We start from the raw sequence: 17606 nt of genomic DNA, 5'->3' as shown, positions 1-17606 counted from the left end.
GCGCGCGCGGAACGGACAACCGAACAATGCAGAACAAGCTGATTCTGCGCGGCCTCCTCGCCGGAGCGCTGGGCGGACTGCTGGCGTTCGTCTTCGCCCGGATCTTCGCCGAACCGGTGACCCAGGCGGCGATCGACTACGAATCCGGCCGCGACGACGCGCGAATGGCGCTCGACAAGGCCGCCGGGATGCCCAGCGAACACGAAGGCCACGAGATTTTCAGCCGTGCCGTGCAAGGGAATCTCGGCCTCGGGCTCGGCATGGTGCTCTTCGGGGTCGCGATGGGCCTGCTGTTCGCGGTGACCTACACCGTGCTGCTGGGCCGGGTCGGCAAAATCCGGGCGCGGGTGCTGGCGGTGCTCGTGGCCGGGGCCGGATTCCTGACGCTGTACCTGGTGCCGTTCCTGAAATACCCGGCCAACCCGCCGGCGGTCGGGCACGAAGCCACCATCGGTGCGCGCACTGGGCTGTACTTGACGATGGTCGTCGCGTCAGTGCTTTTCCTGGTCGCCGCCGTCGTGGCGGGCAAACGGCTCGCGCCGCGGCTGGGCAACTGGAACGCGACGCTCGTCGCCGGCGCCGGGTTCGTCGTGCTGTCCGCGCTCCTGATGGCGGTGCTGCCGTCGCTGGGTTCGCTGGCCGTCAACGTCGCCGAATACGGCCCCCAGGCCAGCGAAATCCCGCTGCCGCTCAAGGGTCCCGACGGCCAGCTCGTGTACCCCGGATTCCCCGCCGACACCCTCGTCGAATTCCGGCTCTATTCGGTGCTGGCACAGGTCATTTTGTGGACGACCATCGCGCTCGTCTTCGGCCCGCTCGCCGAACGCGTGCTGGACCGCGGCCGCGCGGCTACCGTCGAGGCGTGAACCCGCTGACCGGACTGGGCCCGTTCTTCGCCGTCGACACGCATTCGGCGGGGGAACCGGCCGAGCCGTGGCGTCTTCTGTCCGAGGTGCTGGACGACGGCCCGGTGCTGCGGGACCGCGTCGCACAGAACCGGGCCGCGCTCGGCGGCGATTTCGTGGAACTGCGGGTCGCGGCGTCGATCGCCCATCTCGGGCTGGCGGCCCGGATCATCTCGCCCGCCCTGGGTCTCGCGGTCGGCGCGGGAGCGGTGCCGGACTATTCGACGGCGTGGTGGCAGCCGAAGCTGGGCGGCGCGTTTCCGTTGTCGTTGGCGGAAAACCCGCCGGTCGAGTCCGAGGTGGCCGGTGCGTTCGCCGCCCGGGTCCTGCGCGGGCCGCTGGCGCGGCTGGACCGGGCGATGGCGCGGTTCTCGCTGGCCCGGAACGTCCGGCGGGGAAATGTGGCGTCGGCGTTGAACGGCGCGGTGACGGTCTTGCGGTCCGAGCGTCCGGAGTGGACTGAACGGGTCGCCGGGATTGTTTCCGCGCTGGAGGAAACGCCGGAACTGGCCGGTACCGCGACCCGGGAGAACGGGCGGTTCCGGCGGCGCAGCTGCTGCTTGTTCTATCGCGCGGCACCGGATCGGGACGGCCCGAAGTGCGGGGACTGCGTGCTGGTGTGACGGACCTTCGCGCCGGTCGCGTCGGCGAGCGGGCGCGAAAACCGGCCGCCAGCGCCGAGTCACCCGAACGGGCGGACCCGACAGGGGCGGGGGCGTGCCGGGTTTGCCCGGAAACTGCGTAAGGTCGAACCTATGCCAGGGGATGACGGCCTGCTCACGCAGGACAGCACGCGCGGGCTCACCGCGGCCGAGGTGGCCGAGCGGGTCGCCGCGGGACGGACCAACGACGTGCCTTCGCGGACGAGCCGCAGCGCGTGGGAGATCGTCCGGTCGAACGTCTTCACCCGGATCAACGCGATCTTCGCGGTGCTCGCGGTCATCATCTTCTCCACCGGCTACCTGCTGGACGGCCTGTTCGCCGGGGTGATCGTCGCCAACAGCGTCGTCGGCATCGTGCAGGAGCTGCGGGCCAAGCGGACGCTGGACCGGCTCGCGATCGTCGGCCAGGTGCGCCCGCGCGTGCGCCGCGACGGGGTCAGCGGCGAGCTGGCCCCGGAGGAGGTCGTGGCCGACGACGTGATCGAGATCGGCGCGGGCGACCAGGTGGTGGTCGACGGCGAGGTGCTGGCCGCGGACGCGCTGGAGGTCGACGAATCGCTGCTCACCGGCGAATCGGACCCGGTGGTGAAGCGCGCAGGCGACCCGGTCATGTCCGGAAGTTTCGTGGTCGCCGGCAACGGCGCGTACCGGGCGACGAAGGTCGGCTCGGAGGCCTACGCGGCGAAGCTGGCCGAGGAGGCGGGCCGGTTCACGCTGGTCGATTCGGAGCTGCGGAACGGGATCAACAAGATCCTCAAGGTCATCACGTACCTGCTGATCCCGGCCGGCGCGCTGTCGGTCTACAACCAGCTTTCCGGTTCGCAGGAGCTGCCCGCCGCGCTGCGCGGGATGGTCGCGGCGCTCGTCCCGATGGTCCCCGAGGGCCTGATCCTGCTGACGTCGGTCGCGTTCGCGGTCGGCGTGATCCGGCTGGGCCGGCGGCAATGCCTGGTCAACGAGCTGCCCGCGATCGAAGGCCTGGCCCGGGTCGACGTCGTCTGCGCGGACAAGACCGGCACGCTCACCGAGAACACGATGCGGCTGTCCGAGCTGCGGCGGCTGCACGAGGCGGGCGAGGAGCCGGAAACCGTGCTGGCCGCGCTCGCCGCCGCCGACCCGCGGCCGAACGCCAGCCTGGTCGCGATCGCCGAGGGCTGCCCGGCCGCGCCGGACTGGACACCGACCGCCGTCGTGCCGTTCTCGTCGGCGCGGAAGTGGAGCGGCGCGGCGTTCGGCGAGCACGGCGACTGGGTGCTCGGCGCGCCGGACGTGCTGCTGCCCGCCGAGTCGCAGGAGCGCGCGGAGGCGGAACGGATCGGCGCGCAGGGCCTGCGGGTGCTGCTGCTCGGCCGCGCGGCGAACGCGGTCGACGCGCCGGACGGGCCGGGCAAGGTCACGCCGGTGGCGCTGGCCGTGCTGGAGCAGAAGATCCGCGGCGACGCCCGCGAGACGCTGGACTACTTCGCCGCCCAAGGCGTCGCGGTGAAACTGATTTCGGGCGACAACGCGGTGTCGGTCGGCGGCGTGGCCCGCGCGCTGGCGCTGCCCGGCGGCGACGCCCCGGTCGACGCGCGGACGCTGTCGGACGAGCCCGGCAAGCTGGCCGACCAGCTGGAAGGCACCGCCGTGTTCGGCCGCGCGACGCCCGCGCAGAAGCGGGCGATGGTCGCGGCGCTGCAGGCACGCGGCCACACGGTCGCGATGACCGGCGACGGCGTCAACGACGTTCTCGCGCTGAAGGACGCGGACGTCGGCGTCGCGATGGGCGCGGGCAGCCCGGCGACCCGGTCGGTCGCGCAGCTCGTGTTGCTGGACAACGCTTTCGCCACCCTGCCGCACGTCGTCGGCGAGGGCCGCCGGGTGATCGGCAACATCGAACGCGTCGCGAACCTGTTCCTCACCAAGACGGTCTACTCGGTGCTGCTGGCGCTCATCGTCGGCGTGCCCGGGCTGATCGGCCTGGACGCGATGCCGTACCCGTTCCTGCCGAGGCACGTGACGATCGTCGGCTGGTTCACGATCGGCCTGCCCGCGTTCGTGCTCTCGCTGGCCCCCAACAACGACCGTGCGCGCCCCGGATTCGTCGGCCGCGTGCTGCGGATGGCCGTTCCGGCCGGGGTGGTGATCGGAGCCGCGTCGTTCGCCGCCTACCTCCTGGTCCACCCCGGCACCGCGACCACCGAGGCCGAGCAGGTGCAGGCGAGCACCACGGCGTTGATGACGTTGATGGCGCTGGCGCTGTGGGTGCTGGCGGTCGTCGCGCGGCCCTACACCTGGTGGAAGGCCGCGCTGGTCGCGACGATGGCGGTCGTTTCGGCGCTGATGTTCCTGCTGCCGTGGACGCGCGAGATCTTCCAGCTGGACCCGAGCAACGCCAGGTACACCCTCACCGCGGTGTGCTGTGCCGCGGCCGGGGTGGTGCTGATCGAGATCGGGCGGTGGATCGGGAACCGGATCGGGAAGTAGCTCACCGGGGGACGCGATCGGCCTTCGGGAGCCGGAGGTCGATCTGGAATCCGCGCTCGCCGTGGGTGATGAAGGCTTCGCAGCGCGGGACGCCGGTGACGAGATGCCGGTAGCGGGCGCTCATCGCGGCGGTCAGTTCGCCGACGCGCTGGCCGTCGAGCCGGACTTCGATCGCGTAGGACCCCTTGTGCTTGCCACTGGACACAGTGGACGGTGCGAGTTCGGCGGCGACGATCGTGCGCGGCGCGCCGGAATGGTAGCGCCGCAAGGTTTCCTGGTGGTTTTCCTCTTTGGTGACGGTGACCGTCCGCTCCGGCTCCAGGAGATCGGCCTCGGCGGCGAGATTGGCGATCTCCAGCGCGTCCGGGCCCGCGAGATGCAGATACATTCCGTAGTGGCGGCCGTTCCCGCCGCCGGTGATCCGCGCCGGGCAGGTTCCGGCGTATCCGCTTTGGGCGAGCGCGCGGAGAACGGGCTGATAGCGGCGAGCGTCCGCGCGGGACAGATAGCCGACCGTTTCCGTGCCGGCGGGGTTGACCGCGTCCACGCGGACCGCGTGGAGATCATGGGGATTCTGCGGTTCCGGGACGAGGAGCGCGACGGCCGGGAGATGCTGGTCGAAGCCTTCGCCGGCGGCGATTCGGCGGGCCGCCCGCTGCAGTGCGGGCTGGTAGTGCGCTTCGCCGACGATCGCGACTCGTCCATCCGCCGACAGCCGCCGCCGGGTCAGCGGGGCGGCCGGGACCTGGGTCCGGGCGGGCGCGGCCGGTACGGCGGCTGGCTTGGCCACCGCCACTGGCGGCGCGTCGGTCCTGGTCATCGCTCGCAGCGCGTCCGCGAGCGCCCAACTCGCTCGCGGGGTCGAGAAGGCGAAGGTCGCGCGGTAGCCGTTCGGCCCGGACAGCCGCAGCGAACCGTATTCCACGACTGGGAGCCGCCGGTTGTTCTTGTACCGCCGGTCCGGTCCGCCCTTGACGTTCACGTACTGCCAGGTCTCGTCGACGACGCGGGAATCGCCGGGCACCGAGCCGTCCTCGATGAACCGTTGCACGTCCGCCTCGATCCGCAGCTCGCCGTACTCGACGTCGGCGTACTGCTTGCCCTCGCGCAGCAGGATCCGGTCGGGCAGAAAGTAGACCGCCCGGTGGCTCGTGGCGAGCGACGGGACCGCGATGTTCGCCGAGAGGTGCGGCGGCCCGCCGATGTCCCGGTCCAGCGAATGCCGTTTGACCAGCGCGGACGCTCCGGCGTTGAGCTTGTGCTGCCGCGTGGTCGACAACGCCGCCGACGCGACGACCTGCCAGGCCCGGCGTGCCTCCCGCACCGGTCCGAAGGCGTCGACCAGTCCCTGGAACCGTCGCGCGGCCCCGGCGTCCTGCACGTCGTAGAAGCCCACGACCGTCCGCCGGATCCGGTCGTGCAGGAAAACCCATGCGGTGAGCGGCGCCCCGGCCAGCAGCGTCCACGGCGACACGGCCGCGAGCGCCAGCGCGAGCACCAGCACCCACGGCCACCACCGCATCGACCGCGCCGCGGCATTGAGCTGGCTGACGAACTCGCTCGAATCGGCGGCCGCCATTTCGAGGGTGGTCGCGCCGGTGATGTCGGCCAGGACGACGTCGCTCGCGGGCAGCAGCGGCGGTGCGCTCGGGGCCGGTGTCCGGGTCGTTGTCCGCGTCGTGGTCCGGTAGCTGACCAGCCCGCCGCCGAGCGTGACGTAAGCGCCGCGCGGGCCGGCCCCGACGCGGAACCCGGGCACCCCGGCCGACGCGCCGAGCCCGGCCCGCGACATGCTCACGCGCAGCGGACCGACGTTGACCCTCGTACGCAGATAGAACGACATAGGCGACCTTCGACGGACGGCATTGGCCCGCTCTGGATCGCCGTGCGTGCGCCGACTGTTACGCGTCGGTCGGGAGACGGTGCTGCAACGCGCCCAGCCGCTCGCCCCGCTCCTGATCGCGCGCGTCCTGCGCGGCCATTTCCGCGTCGGTCAGCACGATCGCGTCCGGACCCGGGAAGACCGTCGAATCGTGGTCCGCTCCGGCCCAGCGGACGGTGAACGGCGGCCCGCCGTCCGGCGAGCCCACGGCCACGATGCGGCCCCGGTGCTCCGGCACGTCCACGTGGATTCCCTTCACGACCAGCCAGTCTCCGCGCTGTGCGTGCATGGTTCCTCCTCTGGCGGATGCTCCTCGCCCGACGCGATACCTCGCCGCGCCGGACGCGAAACCTCGGAGTAGTCCGATCAGGTGCGGGCAAGCGGCCTGCGGGTTCGGCCGGCCCGGTCCGCACGGGGGCGCCGGGGCAGGCCCGGTCCGCGTCAGCCGCCCAGATGAGCCAGGAACTCGTCGTTGAACCGCTGCACGGCGTGCGGGCTGCCCGGGAACAGCACCCGCTTGGCGGACAGCGTTTCCGCCAGCGCGTCGGCGACGTCCTCGAATCCCGGGGTGCCGCCGCCGGTCACCACCAGCTTCGGGAACGACGTGCGGGCCAGCGCCTCCGCCGGGACACCCGTTTCCCACGGCCGTTCCGTCATCAGGTTGCGGGCGGCCTCCAGCAGCGGCGGCGGAAGCGGCAGTTCGACGTTCAGCACCCGCAGGAACCCGGCCACGAACGTCGCGGGGTCGGCCGCCCAGTAGTCGCGGAGGGCGGCGAGCCGGTCGGCGCCGCGGCGACCGGAGCCGTTCGGCAGGGCGGGCGGCTCCGCCACGGTGAGCGACCAGACCTTGTCCGGCGCCAGCGCGGCGGCCCGCATCCGCCCATCGACGTGCCGAGCAGGTGCGCGCCGTCGCCGAGGAGTCCGGCTACGTCGGCGGCGTCGCGGTCCGGGGTCGATCCGAGCGGCCGGCGGGCTCGGCTGGCAGCCCCGGCGGTACGGCGCGATGATCCGGAACCGGCCGGCGAGCGCCTTCTGCCCGGCGAACGCGGCGGCGGCCGAACTCAGGCTGCCGTGCACCATGACGATCGGCGGGCCGGATTCTCCCCGCCGTTCGGCGGCCAGTCCGGTCATCGGGCGGCCGCCTCGGCGCGGTCGATGTCCAGGCAGCGGGATTCGAAGCGCCAGCCGTCGGGGTGCGGACCACGACGTCCTGGTAGCCGCCGGTGGCGATGATGAACGGCGGTTCTTCGACCTGCAGTTTGGTGACCAGGCAGGTGACGGCCGCGCGTCGGCGTCGCCGGTGACCACGTAGTTCGTCAGCAGGTGGCGAGCGCCGTCCTCCTTGCCCGCGGCGATGTGGCCCTTGATGAACTCGGCCCGTTCGGCGCGGCCGGAAAAGGTGCCGTAGGGGGAATGAACTGCCCGTCCGGGACCCAGGCATCGACTCACCCGTCGACGTCGTGGTTGTCGAGGGCGCGCATCTGGGCGTGGGAAAGCTCGACGATCGCGAGCTTGTCCTCAGTGGATAGTGGCATGGCGGCGTTCTCCTTTGCCGGTGCGGACTTGCGATGCGCAGAGCACAGCGGACGGCGATGCGCCGAACCGCCCGTGTGAACTGGGCGGCGAAATCGCCGAGACGCACGAAGCCGCAAGCGAGCGCGGTCGCGGTCACCGTGGTGCTGGCCGGATCCGCGGCGGCCAGCAGCGCGCGGGCCCCCCGCCGGACGCGGGCCGACGACGACGCTTTCCCTTTGTTGGCAAGGGTTTTGTCGAGGGTATTCGGGTGGCCGAGCAACAGCGTCTCGGCCAGCAGCGCGTCGAGATGTCCCGGCCGCGCGCCCTCGGTGGACAGGTGGATCGCCGCTTCGACCAGCGCGCGCTCGTCGTGCCGTAGCCGAACCGCGCCCGGCCGGCCACCGGCAGCGAAAGCAGGAACTCGTCCTGTTCGGGAGCCAGTTCCGAGATGCGCACGGCCGCGCCGTACCGCAGCCGGCTCACCGAATCGGTCGCGGCCTGCTGACCACCTTTTCGCCGGCTTACCCGAGCTTCGCGGTGACCACCGGACGCTCGGTCGGCCCGCTGTTCACATTGGTCCGCCGACGCCACCGCAACCGGTCGTCCTCGAACTCGATGGTGACCGTGTCGTGGAACGGCGATTCCACGAAATACCACTCCAGCACCAATTCCCCCGGAGAACGCCACTGCGCGGCGGCGAGGATACGCGTCGATTCGGCCTGATACGAGTGGTGCAGCTGCCAAGTGGTCACGCCAGTGTCCGACTCGACCCAAGTGGACAGTCCACATCGGACTGAGTGGCGGCCGCGCGCATCGTCCAAAGTCACTACTAAGACGTCATCGTCCACAGTGAACGAGATCTCCGAAAGGTCGTCCTCATTGGACTCGCATTCGTACCGCTTGCCGTCCAGGTCAACGGAAGTCGGCGAAAGCGCGGGCGCATCCACGGCAAGGTCAGCGGCCAGCGAAGCATCGGCCACAGTGGACGGAGTGCCGTCGAACGCGGGAACCAGCAGGTCGTGCACCAGTCCGGACAACAGGCGGTGCTTCCCGTGCGTGATGCTGCCCGTCGTGACGACCACCGCATCGTGCTGGGGGAGCACGAAGACGTCTTGGCCGAACATTCCGGAAGCCCGATAGCCGCCGTCGGCGTCGAGCCACAGCTGGTATCCGTAGCCTTCCGGGCGTTCCTCCCCGCCGGAACCCGGGGCCGGGACGAATTCGGCGCCGTTCCAGCTTCCGGCGTCGGCGTTCGGGACGTGCCACGCGGTCGCCTCGCGCACCCAGCCCGCGGGCAGGACCCGGTCGCCCTGCCAGAGTCCGTCGTGCAGGTGCAGGACGCCCCACTTCAGGAAGTCGATGCTGCGCAGGCTCAAACCGTTTCCGCCGGAGCAGATGCCCTCCGGGTCGGTGTCCCAGCTGTGGCCGGAAAAACTGAGCGGTTCGAACAATCGCGGCCGCAGGTAGTCGAACACCGACTGGCCGGACGCCCGCTGCACGATGGCGGACAGCATGTGCGACGTCGCGCTGGAGTAGGTGAACGCCTTGCCCGGCGGCGACTCGACCGGCGTGCGCAGGTATTCCCGCACCCAGCTGGTCTTCAGCAGCCGCCAGGTCTTGCCGGAGAGGCCGACGCGGTGGCCGGTCCGCATGGTCAGCAGGTCTTCGACGGTGATCGCGCGCAGGTGTTCCGACGCGTCGGTCGGCACGAGTTCCGGGAAGAACGAGACCAGGCGGTCGTCCAGCCGCAGCAAACCCTCGTCCCGGGCGAGGCCGATCGCCGTGCCGACAAAGGACTTCGTCGCCGAATGGGTCGTATGCGGCCGGTCCGCGCGGTAGGGCCACCAGTAGTGCTCGAACGCCAGCTTGCCCGACCGGTAGACGAGCAGGCTGTCGAGCGAGATCTCGTCGGCGGCCAGCCGCCGCAGGAAGCCGCGCACGCGGTGGGCGTCGAGGCCCGCTTCGGACGGGGCGACGGAGGGGAAAGCAGAGGTCACGAAGGCTCCCGGACGAGTGTTTTCTTGCGGTTCGCGAGCCGTTCGGCGACCCGCGAAAGGAGGATGTTCACGATGATGTAAAGCAGCCCGGCCCCGACGTAGGCCTGGATGAAGTCGCCGCTGAACTCGCCGAGCACCTTGCCGTTGTTCAGCAGTTCGGCGATGCCGACGACGTAGCCGAGGCTGGATTCCTTGATCACCCGCACGGTCTGGCTGATCAGCGCGGGCGCGAGCGCGCGGGCCGCCTGCGGGAGCACGACGAACGTCATGACCTCCCAGTGCCGCAGACCGATCGCGTGCCCGGCCTCGCTCTGCCCGCGCCCCACGGCGAGGATCCCGGCCCGCACGATCTCGGCGAAGATCGCCCCGGCGTGCGCGACGATCGCCAGCACCAGCTGCCAGAAGATCGGCACCCGGACGCCGAGGATCGGCAGCCCGAACATGAAGAAGAACAGGATCAGCAGCAGCGGCATCGCGCGGAAGAACTCGATCACGGTCGCGGACGGCCAGCTCAGCCACCGCTTCCGGCTCAGCCGGCCGAGTGCGAGCAGCACGCCGAGCGCGACCGACAGCACCGTCGACACCACGCCGACCAGCAGCGTCATCGCCAAGCCCTGCCCCAGGAAGCGCAGCATGGCGCCGTCGGCGAGGATCGCCCAGCGGGCCGGGTCGAGCTGGCCGGAGGCGCCGAGCCGGACGAGCACGAGGGTCAGCAAACCCAGCAGCACGAGTCCGCAAAGGATCGACACGGTGCGCAGCCGGGCCTTGGCCTTCGGGCCGAGCGCGTCGAAGAGGATGTCGTCGTTCACCGGAGCACCCGGACCTTTCGCTCGATGAGCCGGACGACCCCGCTGACCGCCAGGTTGATCGCCAGATAACCGCAGGCCGCGACGGCGAAGGCCAGGATCGGCTCGGCGGTCTCGAGGTTGAACGAGCGGGTCTCCAGCGTCAGCTCGTCCACGCCGACGGCCGCGCCGAGCGCCGACCCGAGCGCGACGTTGATCAGGATCGTGCCGAGCGGCTGCACCATCGCGCGAAACGCTTGCGGCAGCAGGACGTCCAGCACGACCCGGCGGAACGGCAGCCCGATCGCCCGGGCCGCTTCGACCTGCCCGCGATCCACCGCGCGGATGCCCGAACGGATGGTTTCGCAGACGTACGCACCGAAGTAAATGCCCAGTGCGAGCACCAGACACCAGAACAACGGAATCAGCACGCCGGCGTCGGGCAGCCCGAAGATGAGCAACACCGCGATCAGCAGCAACGGCGAGTTGCGGACCAGGTCGACGTACAGCCGGCCGGCGATCCGCAGCGGCCGGACCGGGCTGATCCGGCAGATCGCGACGGCGCAGCCGAGGACGAGCGCGAGCGGGAAGGCGCACGCGGTGAGCAGCAAAGTGGTGGTGAAACCGCCGAGGATTTCCCCGGCGTGACCGGAAAGCACGGATGGTCTCCCTTCAGGAGCCGGGGACGGAGCCGGGCACGGGCGGCTCGGGAGCGGGACCGGACACGAGCGGGCCGACGGTCTGTTCCCACAGCCGCCGCCAGCTGCCGTCGGCGGCGATGCGCCGCAGGAACCCGACGACGATCTGCTTGAACGCCGGATCGTCCTTCGGCAGCCCGATCCCGAACGGGCTGCTGCCGTACGTCGCGGGCGTCATCCGCAGCCGCGCGTCGACCGCCGCTTTGCCCAGCAGGATCGCGGTGTTCGCCGACCACGCTTGGACGCGGCCCTGCCGGACCGCGGCGGCGCACTGGCTCGATTCCTCGAACACCACCGCACGCGCCTGCGGACACGCCTTCTGCAGCGCTTCCTGCGCCGCGCCCGGCTGAACCGCGACGTCCTTGCCCGCCAGGTCGCGGACCGCGGTGATCCGGGGACCGTCCGCCGCGGTGACGATGCCGGAGCGCGCGACGTAGTACGGCCCGGCGAACGAGACGAGCCGGGCCCGGCTTTTGCTGATCGTGTAAGTACAGACGGCGACATCGACCGATTGGTTCTGCAGGATCGCTTCGCGCGTGTCGGCGCCGCCGGTGATGGTGTCCACCTCGGGCGTGCCGAGCAGGTATTTGGCCAGCAGCTGGGCGATCCCGATGTCGAACCCGGTGATCTTGCCGGTCGCCGGGTTCATCATGCCGAACCCGGGCGTGGTCACCGAACCGGACTGCCGCAGGACGCCCTGGGCGCGGATCCGGCGCAGCGTCGGCGTTTCCGGCAGGTCGGCGCCGACCGGACCGCGCGCGACGGCGTCGGCTTGATCGAGCGTGGCGTAGGCGGGGTTGCCCGCGGTGCGGGTGGTTCCGCCGCCGCAGGAGGCGAGCAGCGGGACCGTGCCGGCGGCGAGCAACGCGGTCCGGCGGGAGAAGAGGACGGACATGCGGACCTCCCGGCTCAGTGGCTGAGCACGCGGGCGAGGAAATCGCGCGCGCGTTCGGTCCGGGGCGAGCCGAAGAAGACGTCCGGCGCGGCGGATTCGGCGATCCGGCCGTCGGCCATGAACACGACGCGGTCGGCGGCCTTGCGGGCGAAGCCCATCTCGTGGGTCACCACGATCATGGTCATGCCGTCGGCGGCGAGCGCGGTCATCACGTCGAGCACCTCGTGGATCATCTCCGGGTCGAGTGCGCTGGTCGGTTCGTCGAACAGCAGCACGCGCGGCTCCATCGCCAGCGCGCGGGCGATCGCGACCCGCTGCTGCTGGCCGCCGGACAGCTGTGCCGGGTACTTGTCGCCGTGCGCGCCGACGCCCACCCGTTCCAGCAGCTCGTCGGCCCGTTTCCGCGCGTCGGCGCGGCTGAGCCCGCGCACGCGGACCGGGCCGAGCATCACGTTGTCCCGCACGGTTTTGTGCGCGAAGAGATTGAAGGACTGGAACACCATGCCGACGTCCGCGCGCAGCCGGGCGAGGTCCGCGCCCTCGGCGGGCAGCGGGCGGCCCTCGATCTCGATCGTGCCCTCGTCCGCGGTCTCCAGCCGGTTGACGCACCGGCACAGCGTCGATTTCCCGGACCCGGACGGGCCGATGACCACGACGACTTCGCCGCGCCGCACGTCGAGGTCGATCCCGGTCAGCACCCGGGCCGAGCCGAACGACTTGCCGACGCCGCGCAGCCGTACCAGAGGCTGATCTGTGCTCATGAGTGCTCCTCGTCGAGCCGGCGGGGTAGGGTTCACTACACAACGGAGAACCCTCCGGCATCTTGTAGTAGCCACTACGTCCAGTCAAGGGTGTCATGTCCACTACTTACCTCGGCGGCGACCATTTCGACGACCACGTCCGCGCCCGGCTCGACGACCTCAAGCCGGCGGAACGCCAGGTCGCGCGGTTCATGCTGGCCCATCCGAACGAGGTCCTGTTCTCCTCGGCGGGCGATCTCGGCGCGGCGGCCGGGACCAGCGACGCGACCGTGGTCCGCACCGCGAAAGCGCTCGGCTATTCGGGGCTGCCGGAGCTGAAGCGCCACCTCGGCCAGACGTTCACCGCGCGCACCGAGCCGACCGTCCGGCTGAGCGCGGCGATGGAGAACCTCGGGTCGACCGGCTCGCGCCAGATCGACCGCGTGATGGCCGACAGCGCCGAGCGGCTGCAGGAAATGCAGCGGCAGCTCGCGCCGGAGGCGGTCGAAGAGGCGGCGCAGCTGCTGCTCGACGCCCGGATGGTGTTCACCTGGGGGCTCGGGCTGTCGTCGGTCTGCGCCGAGTACGCCGCGTTCCGGCTGTCTCGGCGCGGCCTGGTGACGCGGCATTGCGCCGACACCGGGTTCCGGCTCGCGGACGCGCTCCTCCCGTTGACCGCCGAGGACGCGGTGCTGGTGTACGTCCCGGCTCGGCAGAACCGCGATGTCGAGCTGATCCTGCGTTACGCGGAGGAGGTCGGCGCGGCGGTAGTGCTCGTGACGAGCCAGCTGTCGGCGGACCTCGAATCCCGCGTCCGGGTAGTGCTGCCGGCGCCGGATTCCCCGACGAAGTTCACCGGCGAAACCCTGACCGCCTCGATCGTGACCGACATCCTGGCGCACACCATCGCGGGCCGGGAGCCGGACCGCGCGAAGACGACCGCGGACCTGCTGACCCGCCTCCGGGCGGACCTCGGCGAGCGGAAGTAGCTCCTCGTGCGCGGCGATCGCGGTGAGAACCGCCGCGCCCGGCCCTCGCCGCGCTCCGGCCTCCGCACGGCTCTTGCCCGTGTGCCGCCTCCGCCTCGTGAGTGCGTATCCCGGTTAGAACCGGGATCGCCGCTCACGAGTCTTGGCCACGCCTCGGTGCTCGGGGCCTCTCGCTCGCCGCCCGGTGCCCCCTCGGCAGCGCCTGTGCTGCGGGTCGGCCGACCCGCCCCCGCCCCTCTCCGCCCCGGCTCCCGCCGCGCTCCGGCCTCCGCACGGCTCTTGCCCGTGTGCCGCCTCCGCCTCGTGAGTGCGTATCCCGGTTAGAACCGGGATCGCCGCTCACGACCCCCTGACCTGCCAAAACGCACTACTCTATGGTGGTATACACGCCGCGTATACCTCTGCGGTATAGTGATCTTCACCCCGGGATTCCGGGGCCAAGGGAGGAACAGGGGAATGTCGGTTTCACACACCTTGCTCGCGTTGCTCGAGTCGGGTCCGAGACACGGGTACGACCTGAAACGGGCGTACGACGAGCAGTTCGGGCAGGACCGCCCGCTCGCGTACGGCCAGGTCTACTCGACGCTGTCGCGCCTGCTGCGCAACGGCATGGTCGAGGTCGCGGGGGTCGAGAGCGGCGACGGGCCGGAACGGAAGCGCTACACGATCACCGACGCCGGGATCACCGACGTCGAGCAGTGGCTGAGCACTCCGGAAAGCCCGGAGCCGTACCTGCAGAACACGCTGTACACGAAGGTGGTCCTCGCGCTGCTGTCCGGCCGCGACGCCACCGACGTGCTCGACGTCCAGCGCAGCGAGCACCTCAAGGTGATGCGCTCGCTCACCAAACGGAAGTACGAGGGCGACCTCGCCGATCAGCTGATCTGCGACCACGCGCTCTTCCACCTCGAGGCGGACCTGCGGTGGCTCGAGCTCACCGCGGCCCGGCTCGGCGAACTCGAGAAGGCGGTGCGCTGATGACCAGGCCGGGAACTCCGTTGCTCGCGGGCAACGGGCTGCACAAATCGTTCGGCCAGACGCGGGCGCTCGACGGGGCGGCGCTGACCGTCTCGGCGGGCGAGGTGCTCGCGATCATGGGCGCGTCCGGTTCGGGGAAATCGACGCTGCTGCACTGCCTGGCCGGGATCGTCCGGCCGGACTCGGGGGCGATCCACTACGGCGGGCGCGACCTGGTCGCGATGGACGACAAGGGCCGGAGCGCGCTGCGGCGCACCGAATTCGGCTTCGTGTTCCAGTTCGGCCAGCTCGTTCCCGAGCTGACCTGCCTGGAGAACGTCGCGCTCCCGCTGCGGCTGACCGGGGCGAAGCGCGGGCCGGCCGAGGCCAAGGCGAAGGAATGGCTCGCCCGGCTGGAGGTCGACAACCTGGCGAAGCGGCGTCCGGGCGACGTGTCCGGCGGCCAGGCGCAGCGGGTCGCGGTGGCGCGGGCGCTGGTGACCGGGCCGAAGGTCGTCTTCGCCGACGAGCCCACCGGCGCGCTCGACTCGCTCAACGGCGAGAAGGTCATGCAGATGCTCACCCAGGCGGCGCGGGAAACGCACGCCGCGGTGGTGCTGGTGACGCACGAACCGCGGGTCGCGGCGTACTCCGACCGCGAGATCGTGGTCCGGGACGGGCGCACGGTCGACCGGGAGCTGGTCGCATGACGCGGGATCTGCTGCTGGGACTCCGGCTGGCCGTCGGGGGCGGCCGGATGTCCGGCTCGGCGCTCCTGCGGCTCGCGATGACCGCGTTCGGGATCGCGCTCGCGGTCGCCGTGCTCCTGCCCGCCGCCTCGGTGAGCCACCTGGTGGACGCGCGGGCGGAGCGGGCGGCGGCGATCAAGCAGGACACCACGCCGCGGGAGGGGATCGCGCCGCTGGCGACCTACCGCTGGTACCCGTCGATCGGCGCGGACTTCCTCCAGCTGACCGCGGTGGCTGCGACCGGGCCGAACTCGCCGGTGCCGCCGGGGCTTTCCCGGCTGCCCGCGCCGGGCGAGGTGATCGTGTCGCCGGCGCTGGCGGAGAAGCTGGACTCGGCCGAGGGCGCGTCGATCAAGGCGCGGCTGCCGGGGACCGTGGCCGGCCGGATCGCCGAGCCGGGCGTCAGCGACGCGGCCGACCTGACGGCGTACTACGGGTCGACCGCCGCGGAGATCAAGGCCGAGGGGGAGAGCGCCAACAGCGTGTACGCCTTCGGCAAGCCGGTGGAAGGGTTCGCGCTGTCGGCGGTCATGTGGATGATCGTCGCGCCGATCGCCGCGGTGCTGCTGCTGCCGTTGCTGATCTTCGTGACCACCGCGTCGCGGATGGGCGCGGCGCAACGGGAACGGCGGCTCGCCGCGCTGCGGCTGATCGGGGTGGACGCCCGGCAGATCAAACGGGTCGCGGCGGCGGAGTCGCTGGTCGGCGCGGTGATCGGGCTCGTGGCGGGCGGTGCGCTGTTCTACGCGTTGCGGCCGTTCATCGGGGACTGGCTCCCGTTCGGCCTGCGCGTGTTCGCGGACGACTTCACGCCGTCGTGGGTGTCGCTGCTGGTGATCGTGCTGCTCGTGCCCGGCCTGGCGGTCGGCTCGGCGCTGTTCGGGCTGCGCCGGACGATCGTCGAACCGCTCGGCGTGGTCCGGCAGGGCAAACCGGTGCGGCGGCGGATGTGGTGGCGCTGGACGATCACCGCCGTCGGCGTGGTGTTCCTGCTCGGGACGCTCGTCGTCGCGCCGGGGTCGGGGGACCAGGCGGCCGCGCTGGCGCTCGCGGTGGGCAGCGTGTTCCTGCTGATGGGCGTGGCGGCGCTGCTGCCGTGGCTGGTGGAGCGGATCGTGGAACGGCTGCGGGGCGGTCCGCCGTCGTGGCAGCTCGCGGTGCGCCGGCTGCAGCTCGACAGCGGCACCGCCAGCCGGGTGGTGTCCGGGCTGGTCGTCGTGCTGGCCGGGACGATCCTGATCCAGGGCGTGCTGACGTCGATGACCAGCCGCACCACCCGGGCGTACGAAACGCCGGACGGCGTCGCGGCCGCGCCGGTGCGGGTGCAGACGACGAGCGCGCACGAGGCGGAGGTCCGCCGGCTGCTGTCCGGCGTGCCCGGGGTGACCGGCGTGCACAGCGCCCGATCCCTGCAGCTCAGCTCGGGCGACCGGGAGATTTACGGCACCGTCGGGGACTGCGTGGCGCTGAAGACGCAGGCGAACGTCGGCGACTGCGCCGACGGGGACATCTTCTACGTCGCGGGCTCCTCGGCCCAGGCCGCCCCGAAGGGCGACTACCAGCTGACCGGCTATCGCAACGGCAAGACGGTGTCCGGTCCTCAGTGGACAGTGCCGGACCACGTCCGGGTCGTGCCCGCCAGCAACACCGCGAAGGCGGCGGCCAGCAGCCTGCTGGTCACGCCGGGTGCGTTCGGCGACCACAAGCTGCCCGTGGAGCGCACCGAACTGTTCGTGGCGGGCACCGGAAGCGTCGATTCGCTGGTCGACCGGGTCGCGACCGCGGTGCGGCCGCTGGCGTGGAAGGCCGAAGTCGGCAAGACGGACTACCTGTCCGACTACTCCGGCCGCGACGAGCGGATGATGGCGAGCTTCCGCGCGGTGCTGCTGACCGCGTCGCTGTTCGTGCTGGCGGTGGCCGCGATGAGCCTGCTGATGCTGTCGATCGAGCAGATCAGCGAGCGCCGCCGCCCGCTCGCCGCGCTGTCCGCGGCCGGCGTGCCGATCGGGGTGCTGGCCAGGGGATCGCTGTGGCAGACCGCGGTTCCGGTGCTCGTCGGGGTGGTGCTGGCCGTCGGCGCCGGGCTCGGGCTGACCGCGCCGATCCTGCGGCTGGCCAAATTGCCGATGATGGTGGACGGCGGGGTCCTGGCCGGACTGGCCGGGGCCGCGGTCGCCGCGGTGCTGCTGGTGACGGCGCTGACGCTGCCGCTGCTGCGCCAGGTGACGCGGCTGGACACGCTGCGCTCGGAGTAGACCGGGGGCGGTCGGGGAAGGGCTCCTTGCGGGAATTCCCGCAAGGAGCCCTTCACGGCTTCTGTCGAGTTGCAGCTCCGCGCACCCGTCCCGGCCCTCGAGCCGCACTTC

At 71.4% G+C, this 17606-nt stretch carries 16 protein-coding genes; 8 read left to right on the top strand and 8 right to left on the bottom strand.

All coding sequences use genetic code 11. From position 1 onward, the window contains the following. Positions 1-26 precede the first annotated feature (26 nt). From F9C11_RS32610 to F9C11_RS32600, 3 genes are all read left to right on the top strand, one after another. On the top strand, positions 27-866 hold the full coding sequence (locus tag F9C11_RS32610; RefSeq protein ID WP_409181197.1) for a CbtA family protein: 840 nt from the start codon (positions 27-29) through the stop codon (positions 864-866). Beyond that, positions 863-1528, top strand: coding sequence for a (2Fe-2S)-binding protein (locus tag F9C11_RS32605; protein WP_409181196.1), 666 nt, complete (start codon positions 863-865; stop codon positions 1526-1528). The genes F9C11_RS32610 and F9C11_RS32605 overlap by 4 nt, the downstream gene beginning before the upstream one ends. A gap of 132 nt (positions 1529-1660) precedes the next feature. Next, the gene (locus tag F9C11_RS32600; protein WP_409181195.1) at positions 1661-4033 is read left to right on the top strand and encodes an HAD-IC family P-type ATPase; all 2373 of its coding nucleotides are present in this window, start codon (positions 1661-1663) and stop codon (positions 4031-4033) included. Between the two features lies 1 nt (position 4034). Here the strand turns inward: F9C11_RS32600 and F9C11_RS32595 are convergent, their stop codons facing one another. The 3 genes from F9C11_RS32595 to F9C11_RS32585 form a co-directional block, all read right to left on the bottom strand. After that, positions 4035-5876 carry a DUF4236 domain-containing protein gene (locus tag F9C11_RS32595; RefSeq protein ID WP_409181194.1) on the bottom strand — a complete coding sequence of 614 codons (1842 nt, stop codon included), beginning with the start codon at positions 5874-5876 and terminating at the stop codon, positions 4035-4037. A gap of 58 nt (positions 5877-5934) precedes the next feature. After that, positions 5935-6204 carry a DUF1918 domain-containing protein gene (locus F9C11_RS32590; protein ID WP_409181193.1) on the bottom strand — a complete coding sequence of 90 codons (270 nt, stop codon included), beginning with the start codon at positions 6202-6204 and terminating at the stop codon, positions 5935-5937. A gap of 152 nt (positions 6205-6356) precedes the next feature. Then, the gene (locus F9C11_RS32585) at positions 6357-7046 is read right to left on the bottom strand and encodes an alpha/beta fold hydrolase (RefSeq protein WP_409181192.1); all 690 of its coding nucleotides are present in this window, start codon (positions 7044-7046) and stop codon (positions 6357-6359) included. A 424-nt stretch (positions 7047-7470) separates the two neighbouring features. Between F9C11_RS32585 and F9C11_RS32580 the strand changes: the two genes are divergently transcribed. Then, entirely contained in the window at positions 7471-7809 is a 339-nt protein-coding gene (locus tag F9C11_RS32580; protein ID WP_409181191.1) for a hypothetical protein, read from the top strand. 142 nt (positions 7810-7951) lie between these two features. Here F9C11_RS32580 and F9C11_RS32575 read toward each other — a convergent pair whose 3' ends face one another. From F9C11_RS32575 to F9C11_RS32555, 5 genes are read right to left on the bottom strand one after another with little or no spacing between them, the layout of a single operon-like run. Next, positions 7952-9427, bottom strand: coding sequence for a serine hydrolase domain-containing protein (locus F9C11_RS32575; RefSeq protein ID WP_409181190.1), 1476 nt, complete (start codon positions 9425-9427; stop codon positions 7952-7954). After that, positions 9424-10236, bottom strand: a complete 813-nt coding sequence (locus F9C11_RS32570; RefSeq protein WP_409181189.1) for an amino acid ABC transporter permease — start codon at positions 10234-10236, stop codon at positions 9424-9426. The genes F9C11_RS32575 and F9C11_RS32570 overlap by 4 nt, the downstream gene beginning before the upstream one ends. Then, positions 10233-10871, bottom strand: coding sequence for an amino acid ABC transporter permease (locus F9C11_RS32565; RefSeq protein WP_409181188.1), 639 nt, complete (start codon positions 10869-10871; stop codon positions 10233-10235). The genes F9C11_RS32570 and F9C11_RS32565 overlap by 4 nt, the downstream gene beginning before the upstream one ends. A gap of 13 nt (positions 10872-10884) precedes the next feature. After that, positions 10885-11805: a transporter substrate-binding domain-containing protein gene (locus F9C11_RS32560; protein ID WP_409181187.1), complete on the bottom strand. Its 921-nt coding sequence runs from the start codon at positions 11803-11805 to the stop codon at positions 10885-10887. Positions 11806-11819: 14 nt separating this feature from the next. Beyond that, positions 11820-12566 carry an amino acid ABC transporter ATP-binding protein gene (locus F9C11_RS32555; RefSeq protein ID WP_409181186.1) on the bottom strand — a complete coding sequence of 249 codons (747 nt, stop codon included), beginning with the start codon at positions 12564-12566 and terminating at the stop codon, positions 11820-11822. A gap of 95 nt (positions 12567-12661) precedes the next feature. Between F9C11_RS32555 and F9C11_RS32550 the strand changes: the two genes are divergently transcribed. From F9C11_RS32550 to F9C11_RS32535, 4 genes are all read left to right on the top strand, one after another. After that, entirely contained in the window at positions 12662-13534 is an 873-nt protein-coding gene (locus tag F9C11_RS32550) for a MurR/RpiR family transcriptional regulator (RefSeq protein WP_409181185.1), read from the top strand. A 456-nt stretch (positions 13535-13990) separates the two neighbouring features. Then, positions 13991-14512 (top strand): PadR family transcriptional regulator, encoded by a 522-nt coding sequence (locus tag F9C11_RS32545; protein ID WP_409181184.1) that lies wholly within the window; start codon positions 13991-13993, stop codon positions 14510-14512. Further along, on the top strand, positions 14512-15201 hold the full coding sequence (locus F9C11_RS32540; protein ID WP_409181183.1) for an ABC transporter ATP-binding protein: 690 nt from the start codon (positions 14512-14514) through the stop codon (positions 15199-15201). Before F9C11_RS32545 ends, F9C11_RS32540 begins: the two co-directional genes overlap by 1 nt. Next, positions 15198-17495: an FtsX-like permease family protein gene (locus F9C11_RS32535; RefSeq protein ID WP_409181182.1), complete on the top strand. Its 2298-nt coding sequence runs from the start codon at positions 15198-15200 to the stop codon at positions 17493-17495. The genes F9C11_RS32540 and F9C11_RS32535 overlap by 4 nt, the downstream gene beginning before the upstream one ends. Positions 17496-17606: the final 111 nt, after the last annotated feature.

The organism is Amycolatopsis sp. VS8301801F10, assembly GCF_046195355.1.
Lineage (GTDB): Bacteria > Actinomycetota > Actinomycetes > Mycobacteriales > Pseudonocardiaceae > Amycolatopsis.
This window is presented reverse-complemented; position numbering and strand designations above follow the sequence as displayed.